Source organism: Dyadobacter sp. 676 (assembly GCF_040448675.1).
Taxonomy (GTDB): domain Bacteria; phylum Bacteroidota; class Bacteroidia; order Cytophagales; family Spirosomataceae; genus Dyadobacter.
This window is the reverse complement of the sequence record NZ_CP159289.1, coordinates 2,302,405-2,321,837: the sequence shown is the minus strand read 5'-3', so window position 1 is coordinate 2,321,837 and position 19,433 is coordinate 2,302,405. Positions and strand designations below refer to the sequence as shown.

General features: G+C 50.6%; 21 protein-coding genes. 17 read left to right on the top strand and 4 right to left on the bottom strand.

The genetic code is table 11. The annotated features are described in order from the left end of the window. Positions 1-263: 263 nt before the first annotated feature. The 10 genes from ABV298_RS10350 (at position 264) to ABV298_RS10305 (ending at position 9,594) form a co-directional block, all read left to right on the top strand. Entirely contained in the window at positions 264-1,646 is a 1,383-nt protein-coding gene (locus ABV298_RS10350; RefSeq protein WP_353722046.1) for a SusC/RagA family TonB-linked outer membrane protein, read from the top strand. Further along, positions 1,585-3,360, top strand: coding sequence for a SusC/RagA family TonB-linked outer membrane protein (locus tag ABV298_RS10345; protein WP_353722045.1), 1,776 nt, complete (start codon positions 1,585-1,587; stop codon positions 3,358-3,360). Before ABV298_RS10350 ends, ABV298_RS10345 begins: the two co-directional genes overlap by 62 nt. A gap of 8 nt (positions 3,361-3,368) precedes the next feature. Next, on the top strand, positions 3,369-4,964 hold the full coding sequence (locus ABV298_RS10340; protein WP_353722044.1) for a RagB/SusD family nutrient uptake outer membrane protein: 1,596 nt from the start codon (positions 3,369-3,371) through the stop codon (positions 4,962-4,964). 139 nt (positions 4,965-5,103) lie between these two features. Then, complete coding sequence (locus ABV298_RS10335; RefSeq protein WP_353723167.1) at positions 5,104-6,492, top strand: sulfatase; 1,389 nt, start codon at positions 5,104-5,106, stop codon at positions 6,490-6,492. 79 nt (positions 6,493-6,571) lie between these two features. Continuing rightward, complete coding sequence (locus ABV298_RS10330) at positions 6,572-6,868, top strand: type II toxin-antitoxin system RelE/ParE family toxin (protein ID WP_353722043.1); 297 nt, start codon at positions 6,572-6,574, stop codon at positions 6,866-6,868. After that, a complete protein-coding gene (locus ABV298_RS10325; RefSeq protein WP_353723166.1) occupies positions 6,813-7,157 on the top strand; it encodes a HigA family addiction module antitoxin in 345 nt (114 codons plus the stop codon). The genes ABV298_RS10330 and ABV298_RS10325 overlap by 56 nt, the downstream gene beginning before the upstream one ends. Positions 7,158-7,219: 62 nt before the next feature. Continuing rightward, positions 7,220-7,468 carry a hypothetical protein gene (locus ABV298_RS10320; protein ID WP_353722042.1) on the top strand — a complete coding sequence of 83 codons (249 nt, stop codon included), beginning with the start codon at positions 7,220-7,222 and terminating at the stop codon, positions 7,466-7,468. Beyond that, on the top strand, positions 7,465-7,722 hold the full coding sequence (locus tag ABV298_RS10315) for a type II toxin-antitoxin system VapC family toxin (RefSeq protein WP_353722041.1): 258 nt from the start codon (positions 7,465-7,467) through the stop codon (positions 7,720-7,722). Before ABV298_RS10320 ends, ABV298_RS10315 begins: the two co-directional genes overlap by 4 nt. A 425-nt stretch (positions 7,723-8,147) precedes the next feature. After that, on the top strand, positions 8,148-8,579 hold the full coding sequence (locus tag ABV298_RS10310; protein WP_353722040.1) for a sulfatase-like hydrolase/transferase: 432 nt from the start codon (positions 8,148-8,150) through the stop codon (positions 8,577-8,579). Further along, positions 8,563-9,594: a sulfatase-like hydrolase/transferase gene (locus tag ABV298_RS10305; RefSeq protein WP_353722039.1), complete on the top strand. Its 1,032-nt coding sequence runs from the start codon at positions 8,563-8,565 to the stop codon at positions 9,592-9,594. Before ABV298_RS10310 ends, ABV298_RS10305 begins: the two co-directional genes overlap by 17 nt. Before the next feature lie 139 nt (positions 9,595-9,733). Here ABV298_RS10305 and ABV298_RS10300 read toward each other — a convergent pair whose 3' ends face one another. Both ABV298_RS10300 and ABV298_RS10295 read right to left on the bottom strand, forming a co-directional pair. Beyond that, a complete protein-coding gene (locus ABV298_RS10300) occupies positions 9,734-10,351 on the bottom strand; it encodes a response regulator transcription factor (protein WP_353722038.1) in 618 nt (205 codons plus the stop codon). Between the two features lie 50 nt (positions 10,352-10,401). Further along, the gene (locus ABV298_RS10295; protein ID WP_353722037.1) at positions 10,402-12,321 is read right to left on the bottom strand and encodes a sensor histidine kinase; all 1,920 of its coding nucleotides are present in this window, start codon (positions 12,319-12,321) and stop codon (positions 10,402-10,404) included. Positions 12,322-12,535: 214 nt separating this feature from the next. Between ABV298_RS10295 and ABV298_RS10290 the strand changes: the two genes are divergently transcribed. The 4 genes from ABV298_RS10290 to ABV298_RS10275 all read left to right on the top strand — a co-directional run bounded on the left by ABV298_RS10290 (position 12,536) and on the right by ABV298_RS10275 (position 15,617). Continuing rightward, on the top strand, positions 12,536-12,955 hold the full coding sequence (locus ABV298_RS10290; protein ID WP_353722036.1) for a hypothetical protein: 420 nt from the start codon (positions 12,536-12,538) through the stop codon (positions 12,953-12,955). A gap of 29 nt (positions 12,956-12,984) precedes the next feature. Then, positions 12,985-13,890, top strand: coding sequence for a hypothetical protein (locus ABV298_RS10285; RefSeq protein WP_353722035.1), 906 nt, complete (start codon positions 12,985-12,987; stop codon positions 13,888-13,890). Between the two features lie 500 nt (positions 13,891-14,390). Further along, on the top strand, positions 14,391-14,513 hold the full coding sequence (locus ABV298_RS10280) for a hypothetical protein (RefSeq protein WP_353722034.1): 123 nt from the start codon (positions 14,391-14,393) through the stop codon (positions 14,511-14,513). A gap of 33 nt (positions 14,514-14,546) precedes the next feature. Continuing rightward, positions 14,547-15,617 (top strand): sterol desaturase family protein, encoded by a 1,071-nt coding sequence (locus ABV298_RS10275; RefSeq protein WP_353722033.1) that lies wholly within the window; start codon positions 14,547-14,549, stop codon positions 15,615-15,617. A 62-nt stretch (positions 15,618-15,679) separates the two neighbouring features. On the opposite strand, the gene ABV298_RS10270 is transcribed toward ABV298_RS10275, so the two are convergent. Beyond that, complete coding sequence (locus ABV298_RS10270) at positions 15,680-16,852, bottom strand: M23 family metallopeptidase (RefSeq protein WP_353722032.1); 1,173 nt, start codon at positions 16,850-16,852, stop codon at positions 15,680-15,682. 498 nt (positions 16,853-17,350) lie between these two features. Between ABV298_RS10270 and ABV298_RS10265 the strand changes: the two genes are divergently transcribed. Together ABV298_RS10265 and ABV298_RS10260 are read left to right on the top strand one after the other, a co-directional pair. Then, a complete protein-coding gene (locus tag ABV298_RS10265) occupies positions 17,351-17,611 on the top strand; it encodes a DUF1016 N-terminal domain-containing protein (RefSeq protein WP_353722031.1) in 261 nt (86 codons plus the stop codon). Further along, positions 17,544-17,690, top strand: a complete 147-nt coding sequence (locus tag ABV298_RS10260) for a hypothetical protein (protein ID WP_353723291.1) — start codon at positions 17,544-17,546, stop codon at positions 17,688-17,690. Before ABV298_RS10265 ends, ABV298_RS10260 begins: the two co-directional genes overlap by 68 nt. Here ABV298_RS10260 and ABV298_RS10255 read toward each other — a convergent pair whose 3' ends face one another. Then, positions 17,691-18,188 carry a DUF1579 domain-containing protein gene (locus ABV298_RS10255; protein WP_353722030.1) on the bottom strand — a complete coding sequence of 166 codons (498 nt, stop codon included), beginning with the start codon at positions 18,186-18,188 and terminating at the stop codon, positions 17,691-17,693. 185 nt (positions 18,189-18,373) lie between these two features. Here ABV298_RS10255 and ABV298_RS10250 point away from each other — a divergent pair, with 185 nt between their 5' ends. Beyond that, a complete protein-coding gene (locus ABV298_RS10250; RefSeq protein WP_353722029.1) occupies positions 18,374-19,393 on the top strand; it encodes a helix-turn-helix domain-containing protein in 1,020 nt (339 codons plus the stop codon). Positions 19,394-19,433 lie beyond the last annotated feature (40 nt).

Below are 19,433 nucleotides of genomic sequence, written 5' to 3'. Positions count from 1 at the left end.
AACCCGGGTTGCTTGTTGCAGATTCGCTATTTTACTTTGCCTATATGTTTAATAGAATTTATAGTTTATTGATTTGCCCATTGACAACCACCAACCTGAACCGCCGCATGGATCTTTCCCAATTATTCCGCTGTTGTTGCCGCTGCTAGCCGGTAACAGCCATTTCCGATTTGTTCTTCTTTAATGATTCCGGCGGCCCGCTGACCGCACTGCGTTTGCACGTACCCGATTGTCTGAACCCAGCCCCATTTTAACTAATTACTATGTTCCAAAATCTATCCAGAAACGCTCTCCTGAGCAGAGGCCTGCTGATTGCGGCTTTGCTGCTCCCTGGCCTCGGCGCCTTCGCCCAGAACATCGCCGTGAAAGGCACCGTAACGTCCGCAACCGACAATGGTTCGGTGCCAGGCGTCAATATTGTAGTCAAAAACACGCTTACCGGTACCTCCACGGACGCCGACGGTAAGTACGAAATCAATGCACCATCGAACGGTATTCTTGTTTTCTCCGGGATCGGGTACGTTACCCAGGAGGTGGCCGTGAACGGCCGCGCCACGATCGATATCAAGCTGGCTGCGGATACGAAGCAGTTGGAGGAAGTCGTAGTGGTGGGTTACGGCACCCAGAAACGGAATGCCCTCACGAACTCGGTGTCCCAGATCAGCGGTGAAGCAATTACCAAACGGCCGGTATCGAATATCCAGCAGTCGATGCAGGGACTGATGCCGGGTGTGACCGTGCTCGATCAAGGTGGTTCGCCGGGGAAGTCGAATACCAATATCCGGGTCCGGGGTATCACCACGTTCAATATCAACGGCAGCAGTACCAGCGGGTATGATCTCGGCAAAAACGATGCATTGGTGATCGTGGATGGCATCGAGCAGCGTTTGAGCGATATCAACCCGGACGATATCGAGTCGATTTCCGTTTTGAAGGATGCCTCTTCGACAGCCATTTACGGCTCCCGCGCAACCAATGGCGTCATTCTCGTCACTACGAAGCGTGCCAAAGGCGGCAAGGTACAGGTGGATTACCACGGTTATTATGCCGTTCAGAAATCCAACAACGTGCCCAAAATGATGGGGATCGAGGCTTACATGCGCGAGCAGGTGGCTGCGTACACGAATGCCGGCCTGGCTGTTCCGGCGCGTTTTACAGAGGAATCCATTCAAGCGTACGTTCATGCGACCGACCGGGAGAAATACCCGATGCCGAATACCTGGTTCGAAACGATGCTTCGCTCCGCTCCCCAGCAAAATCACACCATTTCGGTAGCCGGCGGAACTGACATGATCCGCACCCGGTTGAGCGCCCGTTTCCAGGACCAGCAGGGGGTAATTGCCGGTTATTCCAATAAAATCGGCGAATTCCGTTTGAATACCGACTACAATGTCTCGAAACGCATTCGCGTCAGCGGCGACATCAACTACCGCTATGCCCGCGCATTGAACCCCACCGTGAACAATTCCGGACAGAACCCACAACCCTTGAATCACTTCTTTCACGGCACATTGTGGGCGGTTCCCAAATATCCGGATGGTACTTATGGATTGAGCACGCAGGGGAATAACCCATTGATGTTTAATGAAATCGGGGGGGCAGTCAAGACAAGTGACGGATTACCTGGCGGGTTATGTCAAGGCTGAATTCGACATTGTGGAAGGATTGACGTTCTCCACGCAAATCGCTGGCCGGGGCACATTTACCAACCAGAAAAACTTTACCAACTCATATACTAACACCGACAAGAATACCAACGTTACCAAAACAGTCGCCATCAATTCGCTCACGGAAGTCAGGAACACGCTGCGCGAGTATACGATCAATAATTTGCTGACCTACGAAAAAAGCTTTGGCAGTCATGGTTTGAAGGCGTTGGTGGGTTACTCGCAAATCGGCAATACGCAGACTTTCCTGTCGGCCTACCGTGAGCGGTTTTATAACAATGACATCGGGTCGATCGGTCAGGGCGCGAATGACGGTACCAAAAGCAATTCCGGCAACGACGCCGAATATGGCCTGCGCTCGTATTTCGGACGGGTAAATTATGATTACAAAGAGAAATACCTGTTCGAGGCGAATGGCCGCTATGACGGTTCTTCCAAATTCACCGGCTCAAAACAATACAGTTTCTTCCCTTCATTCTCGGCGGGATGGCGCATTTCGAAGGAAAATTTCTGGCAAGGGCTGGAAAAAGCGGTTAATGACCTGAAACTCCGCGGCTCGTGGGGGATTACCGGAAACCAGTCGGTGGATTTGTATAGCTACTATTCGGCGTTGACGGCCCTCGGTTACAGCTTCGGTGGTGTGCCGGTGCAAGGCTACCGCCCTACGACGCTGGCTAATACCGGCCTGGGCTGGGAGTCTACCACGCAACTCGACCTCGGTATCGATGCGGTATTTCTGAACAAGCGGTTGGCGTTAACCGCCGATTACTATCGCAAGCTCACCGACGATATTCTTTTGAACCTCGACATCCCTGCCACGATAGGCTTGAAAGCACCGCCGCAGAATGCAGGTTCGGTAGAGAATAAAGGCTGGGAGTTTAGCCTGAACTACCGTGGCGCTGCGAGTGCGTCAGGTTTCCGGTATGGTTTGGGAGGAAATTTGAGTATTAATGAAAACAAAGTCGTGGATTTGAAAGGCACCGGTCCGTACATCACCGGTTCTGATATCGACCCGCGTTATATCATCGCCAAAGGCCTGCCGATCAACACACTGTGGGGTTATCAGACCGACGGACTTTTCCAGTCCCAGCAGGAAATTACCGAGTACAAGGCAACCTACGTCGCCAATACCAAGCCCGGCGACGTAAAATATGTGGATCGGAATGGCGACGGCAAGATCAACGCCGACGACATGACCGTGATCGGTAACTCATTCCCGAAATACACATTTGGCCTGAACGGCGATTTCTCTTTCAAGGGTTTCGACCTGAGCATATTGTTTCAGGGAGCGGCGAAAGTAGATGCACGCCTGGCCGGTGCACTCGCGGAAATGGGCAACCAGGAAGGTTTCACCCATGAGATTTACACGAATAATTACTGGACTCCCGAAAACCCCGGGGCGCGTTTCCCTCGCCCGGTGAAGTTCGACCTTCGAAATGTGGCGACTTCGGACCGGCTGGTGATCGACGGTTCTTACCTGCGCCTGAAAAACGTGCAGCTCGCGTACAATATTCCGGCGGACATCGTGAGCAAGCTTAGGGTAAGCCGCATCCGTGTTTACGCTTCGGCTACCAATCTGCTGACATTTTCCAAGCTGAATGAATGGAACCTCGACCCCGAAGTACCGTCCGGCCGTGCCGTTTATTTCCCGCAAACCGCATTGTACACATTTGGTTTGAACCTCTCATTCTGATCACATTTATGAAAACAAGTACATTTAAACATACCATTTACGCAGGAATTACGGCATTGATGCTTGGTCTGTCCTCCTGCGATTCGGGCCTGCTCGAAACCGTTCCCAACGACCGGCTTTCAGAAGATTTGTTCTGGAAAACCGAAAACGACGCCAAACTTGCCGTTAACTCCCTCTACACCGATCTGGACAGCACGACCGCCGTAACCTGGGACGGCATTACCGATCTCGCGCACACCAACCAGAGCTTCAACGTGGCCGCTTACGTTGAGGCCGGAAGTTATGACGCTACGAGTTCGGTGATATATGAAGAGTGGAAAAGGGCTTACCGGGGCATTCGCGGCGTAAATTATTTCCTTGAAAACGTCGATAAAGTGCCGGGCACTAATGCTGCATTGATCAATCAGCTCAAAGGCGAAGCAAAGGCGCTACGGGCTTACCATTATTTGAAACTCGCCGGATTGTTTGGTCCGGTGCCGCTGGTAACGTCGTCGATCAGTATCGATGAAGGCCGCGCATTGACCAACACACCGGTCGAGGAAATCTGGAATTTTGTGGAAAAAGAACTGACCGAAGCTGCTGCATTGTTGCCGGCTACTTACGGTGCCGCAGATAAAGGCCGGTTTACGAAAGGTGCCGCATTAGGCTTGCTCGCGCGTGCGGACCTGTACGCGGGACGTTACCAGAAAGCTGCCGATGCCGCCGATCAGGTGATCAAGCTCGGAGTGTATGGTTTGAATGAGTCCTATGAAAAACTGTATAGCTACGCCGCGGAGAACAACAAGGAAGTGCTTTTGGACAAACAGTATTTGAAGGATGTTTATCCGAACAACGTCTTCAACTTGCTCGCCCCGTACAGCCAGAAAAATGCGCAAAGTACCTATGTGCCGACAAAAGCATTGGTAGACACCTATGAAACACTCGAAGGCAAGAAAATCACCGATCCTTCGAGCGGCTACGATCCGGCGAAACCTTATGTCAATCGCGACCCGCGCCTGAAATTTTCGGTATTCCTCGAAGGCGACGCATTACCCAGCGGTATTACTTTCCAGCCCCGCCCGACCAGTGGCACCGCCGATGCGATCGGAAGCACTTACATCGCTTCTACCACTGGTTTTAATATTAAAAAGTATATCAATGCCGAAGATTTCGCGAATCCCGGCAATAGCGGCATCAACATTATCCTGCTACGTTACGCGGAGGTGCTGCTGACTTATGCCGAAGCGAAAATCGAGCTGGGGCAAATCGATGCGAGCGTGCTGGCGGCCATTAATCAGGTAAGAAACGGCCGTACCGATGTGAAACAGCCTTCGGTAACGACAACCGCCCAGGCTGCGTTGCGCGAAATCGTCCGGCGCGAACGGACGGTGGAACTGGCTTTCGAGGGACAGCGGTTGTATGACATCCGTCGATGGAAAATCGGGGAGCAGGTAATGAATGGTCCGGTGTTCGGCATTACTTACCCGGATGCCAGCGGCAAGCTGGTTACGGTGCAGGCTGCCTCTTCGGACCGTGTTTTTGATGCGAGCCGCCATTACCTCTGGCCGATCCCGCAAAAGGAGCGCGATTTGAACCCGAACCTGAAACAAAATCCGAACTGGTAATTAATTTTGAGCAAACAGCGCAGTACGGTACCAGGCGGGAGCTTGGCGCCATACTGCGCTGATATTACCTAAAACCAAACCTTGCAAGATGCTTAGAATACTCTCCCTGCTGCTGGTCACAACGGGCCTTTGCCTTCTGATGGCCTTTCAATCCGGCAAACCGGCGGCGAAAACACCCAACATCGTCCTGTTCTTCATCGACGACCTCGGCTATGGCGACCTTTCCGTAAACGGCGCATTAGGCTATAAGACGCCTAATCTCGACAAAATGGCCATGGAGGGTACCCGGTTCACCAATTTTATGGCCGCGCAGGCGGTTTGCAGCGCCTCCCGTGCCGCATTACTTACGGGTTGTTATCCCAACCGCCTGGGCATATCAGGGGCGTTCGGGCCGAATGCGGGGCTTGGGCTTAACCCCAAAGAAGAGACCATTGCCGAACTCGTGAAGGCGCAGGGCTACGCAACCGGTATTTTCGGTAAATGGCATCTGGGCAGCGACCAGGAATTTTTACCGCTCCAACAGGGCTTCGACGAATATTACGGCGTGCCTTATTCGCATGACATGTGGCCGTTGCACCCGTGGCAGGAGCGCGCAAAATATCCGCCGCTTCACTGGATCGACGGTAACAAGCAGGTAAAAGAGATCAAAAACCTGGAAGATGCCAGTGAACTGACGCCCGTAATCACCGAAAAGGCCATCTCGTTTATCAAAAGAAACAAAAGCAAACCCTTCTTCCTGTACGTGCCGCATCCGCTCCCACATGTGCCCCTGGCCGCGTCCGCGAAGTTCCGCGGTAAAAGCGAAAGAGGTATTTTCGGCGATGTGATGATGGAACTCGACTGGTCGGTAGGGGAGATCATGAAGGAGTTGAAGGCGCAGGGCCTGGATAATAACACCCTTGTAATTTTTACCAGCGACAACGGTCCGTGGTTGAATTACGGCGACCATGCCGGTTCTGCCGGAGGTTTCCGCGAAGGTAAAGGAACCTCCTTCGAAGGCGGGCAACGGGAACCTTGCATTATGCGCTGGCCGGGCGTTATTCCGGCCGGAAGGGTTTCCAACAAGCTTTTGTCCACACTCGACGTCCTCCCGACGATCGTCAAACTCACCGGCGCGAAATTACCGAAAGAAAAAATCGACGGCGTCGATTTCAGCGCATTGCTCAAAGGCGACGAAAGCCAGACGCCGCGGGAAACCTTTTTGTATTACTACCGCAAAAACAGCCTCGAAGCTGTTCGGAAAGGCAATTGGAAACTCGTGTTCGCGCATCCCGGCCGCACGTACGAGGGGTCATTGCCGGGTAAAAACGGTCAGCCCGGCCCGGCGCCGGAAGATCATCAATACCCGAAGGCATTATACAACCTCGCCCGCGATCCGTCCGAGCGGTATGACGTGCTGGAACAGAACCCGGAAATAGTGGCGGAACTCGAAAAGATCGCCGATGCAGCCCGTGAAGACATGGGTGATGATTTGCAGCATAAGACAGGGAAGAACGTTCGGGAGATAGGGCGTGCCGTTCGGAAATAGAAGATGGAATTTATCAGCAACAACGATCATATTGCTGTTGATAAATTTGTAACCTTCGAGGTTACGTACTATCTTTAATATGATTAAGACTTTCAACCACAAAGGGCTCAGGCTGCTTTGGGAAAAGGACGATGCATCGAAGTTGCCACCTGAGCAAATCGAGAAGCTCAAACGTATCCTCTCGGTTTTAAACACGGCCAAAAACCTTGAACCTGTCAGAGCCATTCCCGGATATCGATTGCATTCACTTTCAGGTAGGTTGGAAGGCTTTTGGTCAGTTTGGATCACCGGGAATTATCGGGTGCTGTTCAGGTTTGAAGATGGTAATGTATACAAATCGACTACGTCGATTATCATTGAACGTTATGGAAAGTGAAATGAAACCTGTGCACCCGGGCGCGGTGTTGCGCGAGGATATATTAAAAGAAATGAAGATTTCGGTAACCCGCGCCGCAAAGGAATTGAATGTTAGCCGCAAGCAGCTCTCCGAAGTGGTCAATGAGGTGGCGGGCATATCGGCCGAGATGGCGGTCAGGTTGGAGAAAGGGTTTGGTGTGAGTGCCGAATTTTGGCTGGATATGCAGAAAAAATATGACATTTGGAAAGTAAGGGCCAGCGGACGTGTGCAAAACATCGGCAAGATTACCGCCTTTCCGAGTCGCTAAAAAGTGATGTTGTATTTCAGGGATACTTATCTTAAATTTACTCATATGTAAATTCAAAAGCCATGGGTACTCCTGTTATTTCTCAAAAAGATTTCGACGCATTGAAGAGGGAAAACGAATTGCTTAAAAAGCAATTGGAAGCCTTGCACGACAAGGATTTCAAGGATAAGCTGGAATGGGCCTATCACCTGTTTCAGGAGTCTTCGAATGCAGCGAAACTTGAATTGAAAAGAGGCTCAGGCAAAGGCATTATATCTCGCGTTCCCGATAACTTCACGGATGAACTAACGGATTTTAATGCGCTCGAATGAGAATACTTCTTGACACTCACATCCTTCTTTGGTTTCTGACTGACGACGAAAGGCTTAGCCAAACGCAAATCGACCTGATCGAAAACAAGCAAAACGAGCTGTTTTTCAGTATGGGTTCACTTTGGGAAATCGCCATTAAAGCTGGCTTACTGAAACTTACTATTCCCAATCCCATTGATCGTCTGGTGCCAGCGGAAGTTCAACTGATCGATATCAAAATCCCGCATTGGGTGTGTATCAGCAGCTTCCATTGATTCATAAAGAACCTTTCGACAGTTGCTGATTGCGCAATCACAAGTGGAAGATTTGTGGTTGCTGACCGACGACGGGAAATTTGACAATTATTCTGTCAGACTGCTAAAATAGTCTCAGAAATCACCGGTAAAATCGCAAATTCTTTCTATTAGCATTTGCTTGTTCAAAGTATTTATCTTTACTTTGTCTATCAAACAAGTAGATTACGTCGATCTCCCGATTAGCAATATTCAGAAACATATCTGCTTTCCGATACCCTAAGAGACAGTCCAGGCGCGACTTGCCGGAATTTTCGGTGGTTGTCAATTCATGCCGGTCGTCCGGGCTGTCGTAGGGTATCGGAAACAAAGATACAGCTACCAAGTTAAATCCAAGTATTCCCGGGATTGCAATGTCTTTCTGAAGTGTATTAATCTACTCCATAATGAAAAAGTACTTTTTGCTGGTTGCCCTCTTTGCCACGTCGTTTCTTTGCCATCATTCCCCAGCCCAAACACCTAAACCGGCACGTCCGAATATCGTATTTATCCTGGCCGACGACCTCGGCTATGGCGATGTCGGTTTTAACGGGCAAAAACTTATTAAAACACCCAACATCGATCGTCTCGCGCGGGAAGGGATGATTTTCAGTCAATTCTATGCGGGTACCTCCGTATGCGCGCCTTCGCGGTCGTCGCTGCTGACGGGCCAGCACACGGGGCATACCTACATTCGCGGCAACAAAAGTGTGGAACCGGAAGGCCAGCAACCCATTGCCGATTCGGTGATCACATTGGCGGAAATACTAAAAAAAGTCGGGATATACAACGGCCGCTTTCGGGAAGTGGGGATTGGGCCCGGTGGGTTCGGAGGGTGACCCGAACAAGCAGGGATTCGACCGTTTTTTTGGTTATAACTGCCAGAGCCTGGCACATCGCTATTATCCCGAACACCTTTGGGATAACAGCAAAAAAATACTCTTGGAAGGAAATAAAGGGCTGATCAACAACAAGGAATACGCCCCCGACCTGATCCAGAAAAAGGCGATCGCTTTTCTGGAGGCACAGGACGGAAAGCAGCCGTTCTTCTTGTTCCTGCCCTACATTCTGCCGCACGCAGAGCTGGTTGTGCCGGACGACAGCCTTTTCAGGTTCTATAAAGGTAAATTCGGAGAAAAGCCATACAAGGGTGCCGACTATGGCCCCGGGGCTACCGGTGGCGGTTATGCATCGCAGGAATTTCCTCACGCCACTTTTGCGGCCATGGTGGCACGCCTGGACCTGTACGTGGGGCAGGTGATGGATAAATTGAAGGAAAAAGGACTGGATAAGAATACGCTGGTCATTTTCACCAGCGACAATGGCCCGCACATCGAAGGAGGGGCGGACCCGAATTTTTTCGACAGCAGTGCCGGCTTCCGCGGCGTGAAGCGCGATTTGTATGAGGGTGGTATTCGTGAACCATTCGCCGCTCGTTGGCCCGCTGTCATCAAGCCGGGTTCCAAAAGCGATTACATCGGCGCCTTCTGGGACATTCTGCCCACTTTCGCAGAGCTGGCAAATGCGTCCGCGCCCCGCAATATCGACGGCATTTCATTTACCGACGCATTGAAGGGCAAGCCAACCCAGAAAAAGCATGATTATCTGTACTGGGAATTCCACGAGCAAGGCGGCAGGCAGGCGGTGCGCCAGGGCAACTGGAAGGCGGTCCGGTTGAAAGCCGCCGGTAATCCGGATGCGCTGGTTGAGCTCTATGATCTCTCAAAAGACCCGCAGGAAAAAAATAATCTGACCCCGCAATTCCCAGAAAAGGCCAGAGAATTAGGTCAGATTATGAACCGGGCGCATGTCTCCTCGGCTATTTTCCCGTTTGGAAGCCTGGCAACGAACTGATTTTAAACAAGCCCCGATCCATCCGCGGAGGATCGGGGCAGGATGCTTTCGGACGCTGTCAAAAAGACCGAAGACGGCAACACCCGAAAATCCGGTCCCGATGACATTCGGACATTGCGTTCACTCACAAGCGGCATTGTCAGATCAACCCCAGGCCGGCAGCCAGCTTGATGAGCGAAGCCGTATTCGATACCTCGAACTTGATGAGCAAGTTCTGGCGATGGCTGTTCACCGTTGTTACGCTTACGAATAACTGTTCGGCAATCTGCGGGTTGGTAAGTCCTTCCGCGATTAATAAGAGCACTTCTTTTTCCCGCCTTGTCAAAAAAGGAACGGTTTTCGGCGCCGTGGCCGGCGTTACCTGATCGAACTGCACATTCATAAAATACCCGCCGGCCTGCACCTGTGCGATGGCTTCGAGGATGTCTTCCTTGCCGGAACTCTTGATCAAATAGCCTGAGGCGCCATTTTGGATCATGCGCGATACGTAGGCGCGTTCGTTGAATGTGCTTAATGCGAGCGTTTTGACCTCCGGGAACTGGTCTTTTACTTTTTTGCAAAGGTCGATGCCGCTGATGTCGGGAAGGTTGATGTCGAGGAATGCGATGTCCACTTCATTGTTTTTCAGGAATGCAATGGCCTCGATGGCATTGGTGGCCGTTCCTACGACCTGTACGCCTTCCGCGTCGGCGAGCAGCGACTTCAGTCCTTCCAATACCAGCGGGTGATCGTCGACGATGAGGATTCTGACACTCATAAGTTCTTTTTTATTGGGATTAAAGCCATTTCTGGCGTTGGGAGCGATAATTAAAGTACGACTTCAACCAGTACCGAGGTTCCTTCGCCCGGCTTCGACTGGATGTCGAGCGTACCGTTCAGATAGTCCACGCGGGCCTGGACGTTGCGGAGGCCGGCACCCTTGTTTTGTTCGAGGTTTTTGACGTCGAAGCCCTTTCCATTGTCTTCTACGGTTACACTCACGTGGTTTTCAACCCAAGTAAGCTGCACCTGCGCTTCGGTGGCTTCGGCGTATTTGAGCACATTGTTGAGCAGCTCCTGGATGATCCGGTAAAGGACGACTTCCACCTGCGAATCGAGGCGTTTGTCTTCAAAGCCGAAGGCCTGCATATTTACTTTCAACCGGCCGGAAGCGCTGATGCCGTCGCAAAAATCGCTCAGCGCGTCGATTAATCCGAACCGCACAAGCGATTCGGGCATCATGCTGTGGGCTACGCGGCGCATTTCGCTGATGGCGCCATCGAGTTGCGTCAGGGCCCTGGTAAACGTCATAGCGCTTTCTTCGGGCAGGATTACATTTCCTTTCACGGAATTCAGAGTTAGTTTGATACCAGATAATAATCCGCCCAGGCCGTCGTGCAGGTCGCGGGCCACGCGGGTACGTTCTTCTTCCTGCCCTTTCAGAATGGAATTGGTGGCGACCAATTGTTTTTCCTGCTGCAAACGCAGTACTTCCTGTTCGGCCACGCGTTTGCGAAATGCGATGTTGCGGTAAACCAATATCGCGATTACGAGCAGGCCAACGAGCCCGGCAATGAGGCCATATATCAGGGTGTTGCGGGTTTGTTTCTCTTTTTCAAGCGTTACGATCTGCTTTTCCTTCTGCGCGGTCAGGTATTTGGTGTCGAGCTCCTGTAATTGCTTTTGCACGTCTATTCCCTGGATGGAGTCGTTCAGGATCGAATATTTCATCAGGTAATCGTAAGCACCCTTATAATTATTCTGCCGGGCGAGGTCGGTCGCGTAATCTTCATAAAGTTCTACCAGGTGGTCGGTCATGTTGTTCGCCTCGGCGATGGTGAGCGCTTCTTTCGTGTATTTGGCCGATAAATCGATTTTCTTGCTGTCCTCCGCGAGGAACATCAAAGCACGCAGACAGTCGAGTTCGAGAAAAACATTGCCGGTTTTCCGGGCAAGGTCAAGCCCCTTCCGGCCGTATTCCCATGCTGCGTCGAGGTTCTTCAAGAGGCGGTTTGTGCGGCAGAGGCCGGCGTAAGCCTGGGTGACGAAGATGTCGGAACGGATATTTTCAGCCACTTTCAGACCTTCCTTGAAATGCGCGAGGGCATCGTTGTACCTTTTCAGATTGAAATAGCAACCGCCGATGTTCGTCAGGATATCCGCAAGTTGCAGGCTATCCTTCATCGGTCGCGCGAGCTGCAATGCTTTCTGCTTGTATACCAATGATTTGTTGAAAAGATTGGCATGCTCGAATGCCGTTCCAATGCTGATGTAAAGCCTTGGAAGGAACTCCTTCATCCCCAGCTTGTCGAACTGACTGGCCGATTGCTGGTAGTATTTGATAGCCTCGGTGAAGTTCCCCATATAGGTGTAACTCGCGGCGATATTGGCAAGGCTCTTGCCGATATTGACCTGATGCTTCATTCTTCTGGCGATTTCCAGGCTCTCGCGGTTCAGTTTCAGTCCTTCTTCGAATTTCCCCTGCAAGTTGAGGATATAAGTGTAGTTGGAGCGGAACTTGAACCGGCCCGTGTCGTAGTTCAGCTGCTCGCTCAGGGCGTCGGCCTTGAGGTAATATTTACCGGCGCTGTCCAGGTTCTGATTCTCGAGATATTGCCCGTATTCAATGTAGGCAAGCACCCGGTTAGTGTCTTGCTTGCTGGTCTGAATGCGTTTCAGAATGGCAGCGGGATCTGGGTTTTGTGCAAATGCCGCGCTGTAAAAAAAGGTAAGTAAGAGTGCTCTCAAATATAATTTCATCGGACCCGGAGAGTAGAATGGACTGGAAAATTACAGTGGCAAAAGTCTGAAATAAAACCTTTTAATAATATCCTATAAACATATGATTTTCGAAAAATCATGCATTTATAGGATTGATCTCCCGCTCCCGGGGAGGCTACCTTTGTAAGGTCGAAAGGCAAAAATTATCTCATCCATTATCCATTTCAAATCAGATACAGCCATGAAAAAGATTACATTTTTGAGAAACATTTTCGCTCTGTTGTTGCTCAGCACATTGATGTTCGCCTGCGAAGACAAGGACAAGGACGTATCCCCGGAATTGAGCTCGAAAGTGGCGGGAAGCTATAAAGTGACGAAGCTTAAAGTTGACGGTGACGAGCGTTCGCTGGAAGACGCAACCATTATCATTCAGCTTGACAAATTTACCTCGGAAGTTGTGACGGGCAAATTGAAAGCGACGATCGATGGCGACCGCGAGCCCGACGAAGATCTCGGAACTTTGAACCTGAAGAACGCGGGAAGCTCCGGTATCGACATTTACGAGGGTACCGATAAGGTCGGCACTGTGAAGGATAACAAACTGAATATTTTCGTCGTGTTCGAGGGTGAGGAACTCGATATGATTGCCGAGAAACAATAAGCATTACCTTGATTACAATTGTGATAGCCATGAAAAATAAATTAGTACCCTTTTTCCTCTACGCCTGCTGCATTGCATTCCTCAATTTTACGTTCAGCGACGAGTTCGAAGAATACGGAATCAGCCAGAAGGACATTCAAAACCGTCTGTGGAATGGTTTACAGGCGCCGTCGGTAACCGTGCCGTATTTCGGTAGCCCGGTAAAGTCGGCCTGCCGCTCGTTGGCGCCGGAAGCGCAGGCGACCGCGATTAAAAAGGCCGGAGCGTTCGTGAAAATGTATTTCAATTCGGAAGACTTTCAGAAACGCTACACCGAATCGATAGCGAAGCGTTATCCGAAGCTGGAAACGACCGTCAGCGAGCAACGCAAGCAGGAAATCCGCGCCAACCGCCTGAAAGGGGTGCAGGGATTGCAGGCGAAGGATATGGAGCCGATTGTGGATATTCAGATCCAGTCGGCCGAGACGTTCGCGGGAATGGAAAGCATGCTCGGCAGCCTGCCGGCCGAGCAACGGGCGGATTTCAAGAAGCAGATCGAAGAGGGTAAGCGCAATGCGGCTTTCTTCAAAAAGATTAAACCGCTTTTGAAAACCGATATGGAGGAATTCAAAAAACAATACGCCGAATATCTCGCCAATGACGAAATCCGTCAATCGGAGCAGACAATGGCGCGAAATGCAAAGAGCAATGCGGATGAATACGAAAGACTGAAAGATCCCAAAAAGGTACTCGTGGCCCGCCTCACCGATTTCCTGAACCAGAGCAAAGGGGTCGATTTCGCGGCGCAGACAAAGGAAGTGAACGGACGAAAGAAGTTCGTGAATGCGGCTTACGAAGGGAAAAGCGATGTGTGGAAATTCTGTTACCGCATGGGCGCCACGCCTACCAACACAGCCCGTGCATTCGCACAGCAATGGCTTGCCGAGTTGAAATAAATTGGTTTATATAAAATCGACAGAAAGGTGTCATTGACGCCTTTTCTGTCTGATCCGTGGCCGACAGCGCGTTACTGCCGCCACGGTTTTTTATTTAAGAAAAATCGGGCAAGCTATTGTTTTTTCGAAAACATTAAATTTACTTTGTCTATCAAATAAGTATACTATTAAAAAGCGAGGCTCCTGAACCACCCTGAGCCGAGTATTAATCCAGGCATCGTTGATATGAGCGCGGTTAATTTACTTTGCAAGTCCCCATCGGGGCGAGTGGGTGGGCATACTTTCCCCCTTTGTTTCTCCCTGGTTTATTCAGGTTGCTGCTGTTGAAGCGGTGACTATCTCTGACATTTTCCGGAAATATCCCGCCCGACAGTCATGGCTGATCATCTGAGATTTTCGGTGGTTGGCGATTTCAGTTGCCAGCTGTGCTGTCCCGGGGTATTTCCGTACCGATATTCCTTTTGCGTTTATAGTAGACCGGTATTATTGCTTTTCAAGACATGATCACATTTTCGGACCTCGTGTTGCTGGCGCGCAAGATTGCGGTAGGCATTTTGTTGACCATTATTCCCTTTATCCTCATCGCCGGAGGTATTTGGCTTGCCTGGCGGCTGTTTAACTGATATCGCATTTTCACCATAAAAATCAAATCACGCATGAAATTGGACAATGCAACGGCCCGGAAAATTACCCGCGACGGCCTGCTGAGTGTACTGTTGTACATCGCACCGATTGTTTTGATGTTTGCAAGCTTCCAGATTTTCGGCTACCGGCCGTGGGAGGGAGCCAATGAATTTCCTTTCAAAGCCCCCGCATTCATTGAAAACGTATTCAAAAACCTGAGTTCCTGGGGATTGCCGGTCATTGTCCTCGTCCTGGGCGTGATCGAGTTCGCGGCAGGTTTGTATGAAAACAAATGGACGAAGAACGAGCGGACCCTCGATATAGTCTGCTTTATTGTACCCAAGCTGGTGATCCGCCCGTTCGTGGCCTATTTCGGGTTGAAATTTCTCCCGGTAGTATTGCCCGATGCTAAAAATATACTCGATTGGGTGCCCTTTTGGTGGGCGTTTCTGATTATCGCCGTGGCCGACGATCTTACACAATATTGGTACCATCGCCTGCACCACCAGCTACCGTGGCTGTGGCGTTTCCACCGGACCCACCACTCCGCGCCGTATATGGGCATGGCTATGGCCAGCCGCCAGAATGTGATTTACACATTGTTTTTCTCGCAAACTTACCTCACTGTCGCCTTGACTTACCTGGGATTGGGTTACGCAGCATTGTTTGTGAAGGTGATCAAGTCGTTCATTACGACCGGCGCGCATTCGAGCATTCCATGGGACAAGCCATTTTATGAAAAGAAATGGCTTCAACCGATCGGTTGGGTACTCGAGAGACTTATTTCGACGCCTGCCACACACCATGCACACCACGCGGATACAAGCGACGACGGGGTGGGATATTATAAAGGGAACTTCGGGAATATGTTCTTTCTTTGGGACATTATTTTCGGAACCGGCATAATCACCCGAAAATACCCGACGTCGTATGGCATCAAGCATTATCACGAGGAAGAATGGTACGCCCAGTTTATGTGGCCCATTTTCAAATCCAAAAAAGAAGGTAGTGAGCTGTCGCAGAACGGCCCGATGGTCGGCGACGCCGTCCCGAATGAGGAAACCGTTACGCTTAAACCTGATACTACTGTTGCAGTCGCTTAAATGCGCAAAAGGCCACCGGGGAAACCGGTGGTCTTTTTTGTCGCGTTCAGAATGAAACGGCGCTAATCGGCCCTGTCCATGCGGGGTGGTTCCTGACGGAACCATTGAAGCGGCACGGCAGGAATGTAGCCGTTTATGCCATCGGCCGTTTGGACCCTGTACCCCTTGGCCGTTTCGCCGACGATGCGTATGGCTGTATCGGCCGGCAGCAATCGGATAATTTGATTTCGACCGGGTTGTGGGGTGCTGTATAAATTCACTTTTTTGCGGATTATAACCGTGTCGCCTAACCACCCCGAAGTTGCCGGCAGGCCGGGTAATTTCTCGGGGCGATCGTCGACAAAGGGCAGCGGGTCTACTGCGCCGTAACTTTTTGTGTAAATACCGAAATGCAAATGCGGTGAGGTGGTGATCGCATTGCCTGTGTTACCGACAAGCCCGAGCGTGTCACCCGCTTTTACCCATTGGCCGGCCGAAACCAGCTGGCTATCCAGATGGGCATAGTAAAGCGAATAGGGGCTGTCGGGGGAAGAAAGGAAAATCACTTTCCCTCCCAGATGGTTCGTGCCAGCCTGCGTAATAATCCCGCTTTGCGCTGCAACGGCCGGTGTTCCGCGCTTTGCACGGATATCGATGCCTTCGTGCATGCGCGCACCGGCGTCCCGTGCGGCACCCCAATGACTCATTACGCTGGACATGTGATGGCCGGCCACTGGAAATCCCAACGTCGGTTCAGTGGAAAAGGAGACCGTTACGTTGAGCTGTTGAAGCAGGCCGGTCTGGAGTTTGAGCAACAATGTATCCTTTTCGTCGCTTGAATAGGTGAGAACGGCGCCTTCGTCTTCCAGGTATTTCAGTCGCTGCGGTTTTCCATTCCGCTTAACTTTAAAAAGCTCTACGAAAAGCAAGGCCGCCGAATCGGTCCGGGCGGGGGTAATTACCAACCTGCGGCCTTCCGGCACTGTAAATTTGAATGCCCGGACGGGCAATGAATCTCCTAAAAATATACGTTCCTGATATGGTACGGTCGTGAACAACGAATCCGAAAATACCTGTGTGCTCATCCGGAACCACGTTTGACCGGCCGCCGTCTTTTCCAGCCCGGCTTTCAGCAATTCCCGCTCGTAACGCTCCTGCGGCGTAACCGGAAACCAATGCGATACCGGAACCGGCTTGCAGGCCTTAAAAAGTATCATAGCTAACGCAATTACCGGCAGCTTTTTCAGGATTTTCATTGCTGATGACTTTTGCAGGCCGAAAGGTAACAAAGTCGTGCCACTGGGGAACTGGAATGGACCAGGCTGGGAAGATTGTCGGTTATTTCAGCTTTCAATTTAAAAACTTCATCAGCTATGACTGATTCCAACACGCTGGTAACGACAATTCGTGAAACCAATTTTACACTCCGGCAAAGTGCAGCAAAGGCTATAAACCGCATTTAACCATTCGCAACTGGCTGATCGGCTTTTATATCGTCGAATTTGAACAGAAGTGAGAGGACAGGGCGCGGTATGGTCAGCGACTGGTGGATGAATTAGCCCACGCATTGCATATAGCGGGGTTGAGTTCCGGAAACCTCAAATTGTTCAGGCAGTTCTATTTGGCCTATCCTCCAATTGTGCAGACGGTGTCTGCACAATTGGGAAATGTTAAAATTAAAGAGTTTGGCAACCTATCAGCGAGGCGTGTGATAGCCGCTAACACTGAGAATCCGGAAGGAGGGCCGATTTCAATTGATCCGGAAATACTACTATCTAAACTTTTCCTTTTCACATCTCACCTTATTACTTCCATTACACGAACCGGAAAAAAGGGCTTTTTACAAACGTCATTGTGTGATGAGTAACTGGAGTGTCGAGGAGTTGAAAAGGCAGATCAATACGCTATATTACGAGCGGTCGGGAATGAGCCCCGATCCGGGTGCTGGTGACCGACCAGAACCGGGCTTTGGTCGAATATGCGGTTGCGGACAGCGATATGCAATTGTTCGTTAGTAAATATGTGGTAAACCTGCCCAGCAAGGAGGAGTTGCGGGATTTTATTCAGAATGAACTCGCGCAATTGCGGCCCTGATTAGCTGATGCGCTTGTAAATAGTTTCGGTTGCTTTATCCTCCTGGCCCTGCGGAGAGATATTATAGGCTGTTATGATCAACGTATCCGGATCTTTCAGTTCGGCCACGGTGCGCCAGTTCCATGGTTCGGGATATTCCGGAACACTGTATTGGCCTAAAACCGAAAAGCCGTTTTCGGTGGGAATGCCGTTGGAGAGCATGGTACCGGTCCCCATGTGAAAACTATCGATCCACGCGCACTGGAAGTTGTTGTTCGGGATATCGAAACCGTAAATTGCAATGCCTTCGAACGGCTTGCCGTTCAGGCTACCCTGATATTCGTGGATGAGGAAGCGGCCGCCGAGAATGGATCTGATATTGCCTTTCATTTCGGACTCGTCGGCAAGAACGTTCGGCTCGAACCAGGTTTTGGTAATGCCCCGCCAGTTGCCGGTCATTGCCAGAAGCCGGTGATGAACGCCCGACTCCAGAGATGTTTCAAACTTCGATTTGGTCATGGGATTTAGATTTAATAGCTGCTACGTGTTTTTTGACGATATTATTAATATACAAACTCAAAGTTTAACAAAAATCAGACTTAACCGCCAGTCTATTATACCAATCGCAAGGGGGTTTTGGGACAAAAATTTTTATATTGGTGCCCGCTTTGGTTTGAATGTCAAAGATTAACCACATCAACAACATGCTACAATTAGGTCTATTGATTACCAACCGGCATCGCTTATTGAGCGTAGCAGCGATCCTCGATGTATTTGAATCGGTAAACAACTTTTATGAACGGGCAAATCAGCCGCATTTCTTCAATATTACACTTTTCTCTCCCGATCCGGAGCCAGGGCAGTTTTACGGGGCTTATCCGATGCAGCCGATCAGTCAGTTCGTTAAACAGGACCTTGTGCTTGTGCCGGCATTCGGAGCGGGCGACGTACAGCTTTCCATCAGAAATAACCAGAGTTGTATTCCCTGGCTTTGGGAGCAATATAAGCAGGGCGCCGAACTGGCCAGTTTTTGTACCGGAGCATTCCTTCTGGCAGCGGCGGGCCTGCTGAATGGCCGGCATGCGACCACGCATATCGATGCCGCAGAATCGTTGGCATCGAATTTTCCGGATGTCATCATGAAAAGCGATGCAGTGGTGACAGAAGACAAAGGGATCTACACCAGCGGCGGCGCCACCAGCAGTTTCCATTTGATGCTGTATCTTATCCAAAGGTTTTGCGGGAAAGACCTCACATTGAGGACTGCCAAAATGTTTGCGATCGATATGGACCGGGAACAGCAGACTTACTTCGGGACTTTCGCGCCGCCACAAAACCATGGTGACGGGCTGGTGAATATGGCGCAACAAAAAATTGAAAAGGAATATCAGGAAGGAAGCACTATCGAGGTATTGATACAGGACATTCCCGCGAGCCGGCGCAATGTGGTAAGGCGGTTCAAACAGGCTATCGGGGTCACGCCGATCGAATATCTGCAGCGTACACGCATCGAAGCGGCCAAAAAGTTGCTGGCACAAACGGATCAGAGCGTGCTCGAAGTAATGCTCAACTCGGGCTATAACGATCTGAAATCTTTCCGGCAGTTGTTCAAAAAAAGTACCGGGGTCACACCCAAAGAATACCGCGACAAGTTCAATATGGCCCGGCTGGAAACGGGCGGGCGTTGGAACCGTCGCATGAGCGGCGCTTCTTACCTCGACTGACGACGCCCGGACCGTGTTGGTTCGGGTTTTATCTTAACCG

Bases quoted from the DNA above. Each gene is read 5' to 3' on its own strand.
- ABV298_RS10350 (WP_353722046.1), top strand. From the start codon at position 264: ATGTTCCAAAATCTATCCAGAAACGCTCTCCTGAGCAGAGGCCTGCTG.
- ABV298_RS10345 (WP_353722045.1), top strand. From the start codon at position 1,585: ATGAAATCGGGGGGGCAGTCAAGACAAGTGACGGATTACCTGGCGGGT.
- ABV298_RS10340 (WP_353722044.1), top strand. From the start codon at position 3,369: ATGAAAACAAGTACATTTAAACATACCATTTACGCAGGAATTACGGCA.
- ABV298_RS10335 (WP_353723167.1), top strand. From the start codon at position 5,104: ATGGCCTTTCAATCCGGCAAACCGGCGGCGAAAACACCCAACATCGTC.
- ABV298_RS10330 (WP_353722043.1), top strand. From the start codon at position 6,572: ATGATTAAGACTTTCAACCACAAAGGGCTCAGGCTGCTTTGGGAAAAG.
- ABV298_RS10325 (WP_353723166.1), top strand. From the start codon at position 6,813: ATGGTAATGTATACAAATCGACTACGTCGATTATCATTGAACGTTATG.
- ABV298_RS10320 (WP_353722042.1), top strand. From the start codon at position 7,220: ATGGGTACTCCTGTTATTTCTCAAAAAGATTTCGACGCATTGAAGAGG.
- ABV298_RS10315 (WP_353722041.1), top strand. From the start codon at position 7,465: ATGAGAATACTTCTTGACACTCACATCCTTCTTTGGTTTCTGACTGAC.
- ABV298_RS10310 (WP_353722040.1), top strand. From the start codon at position 8,148: ATGAAAAAGTACTTTTTGCTGGTTGCCCTCTTTGCCACGTCGTTTCTT.
- ABV298_RS10300 (WP_353722038.1), bottom strand. From the start codon at position 10,351: ATGAGTGTCAGAATCCTCATCGTCGACGATCACCCGCTGGTATTGGAA.
- ABV298_RS10290 (WP_353722036.1), top strand. From the start codon at position 12,536: ATGAAAAAGATTACATTTTTGAGAAACATTTTCGCTCTGTTGTTGCTC.
- ABV298_RS10285 (WP_353722035.1), top strand. From the start codon at position 12,985: ATGAAAAATAAATTAGTACCCTTTTTCCTCTACGCCTGCTGCATTGCA.
- ABV298_RS10280 (WP_353722034.1), top strand. From the start codon at position 14,391: ATGATCACATTTTCGGACCTCGTGTTGCTGGCGCGCAAGATTGCGGTA.
- ABV298_RS10275 (WP_353722033.1), top strand. From the start codon at position 14,547: ATGAAATTGGACAATGCAACGGCCCGGAAAATTACCCGCGACGGCCTG.
- ABV298_RS10270 (WP_353722032.1), bottom strand. From the start codon at position 16,852: ATGAAAATCCTGAAAAAGCTGCCGGTAATTGCGTTAGCTATGATACTT.
- ABV298_RS10255 (WP_353722030.1), bottom strand. From the start codon at position 18,188: ATGACCAAATCGAAGTTTGAAACATCTCTGGAGTCGGGCGTTCATCAC.
- ABV298_RS10250 (WP_353722029.1), top strand. From the start codon at position 18,374: ATGCTACAATTAGGTCTATTGATTACCAACCGGCATCGCTTATTGAGC.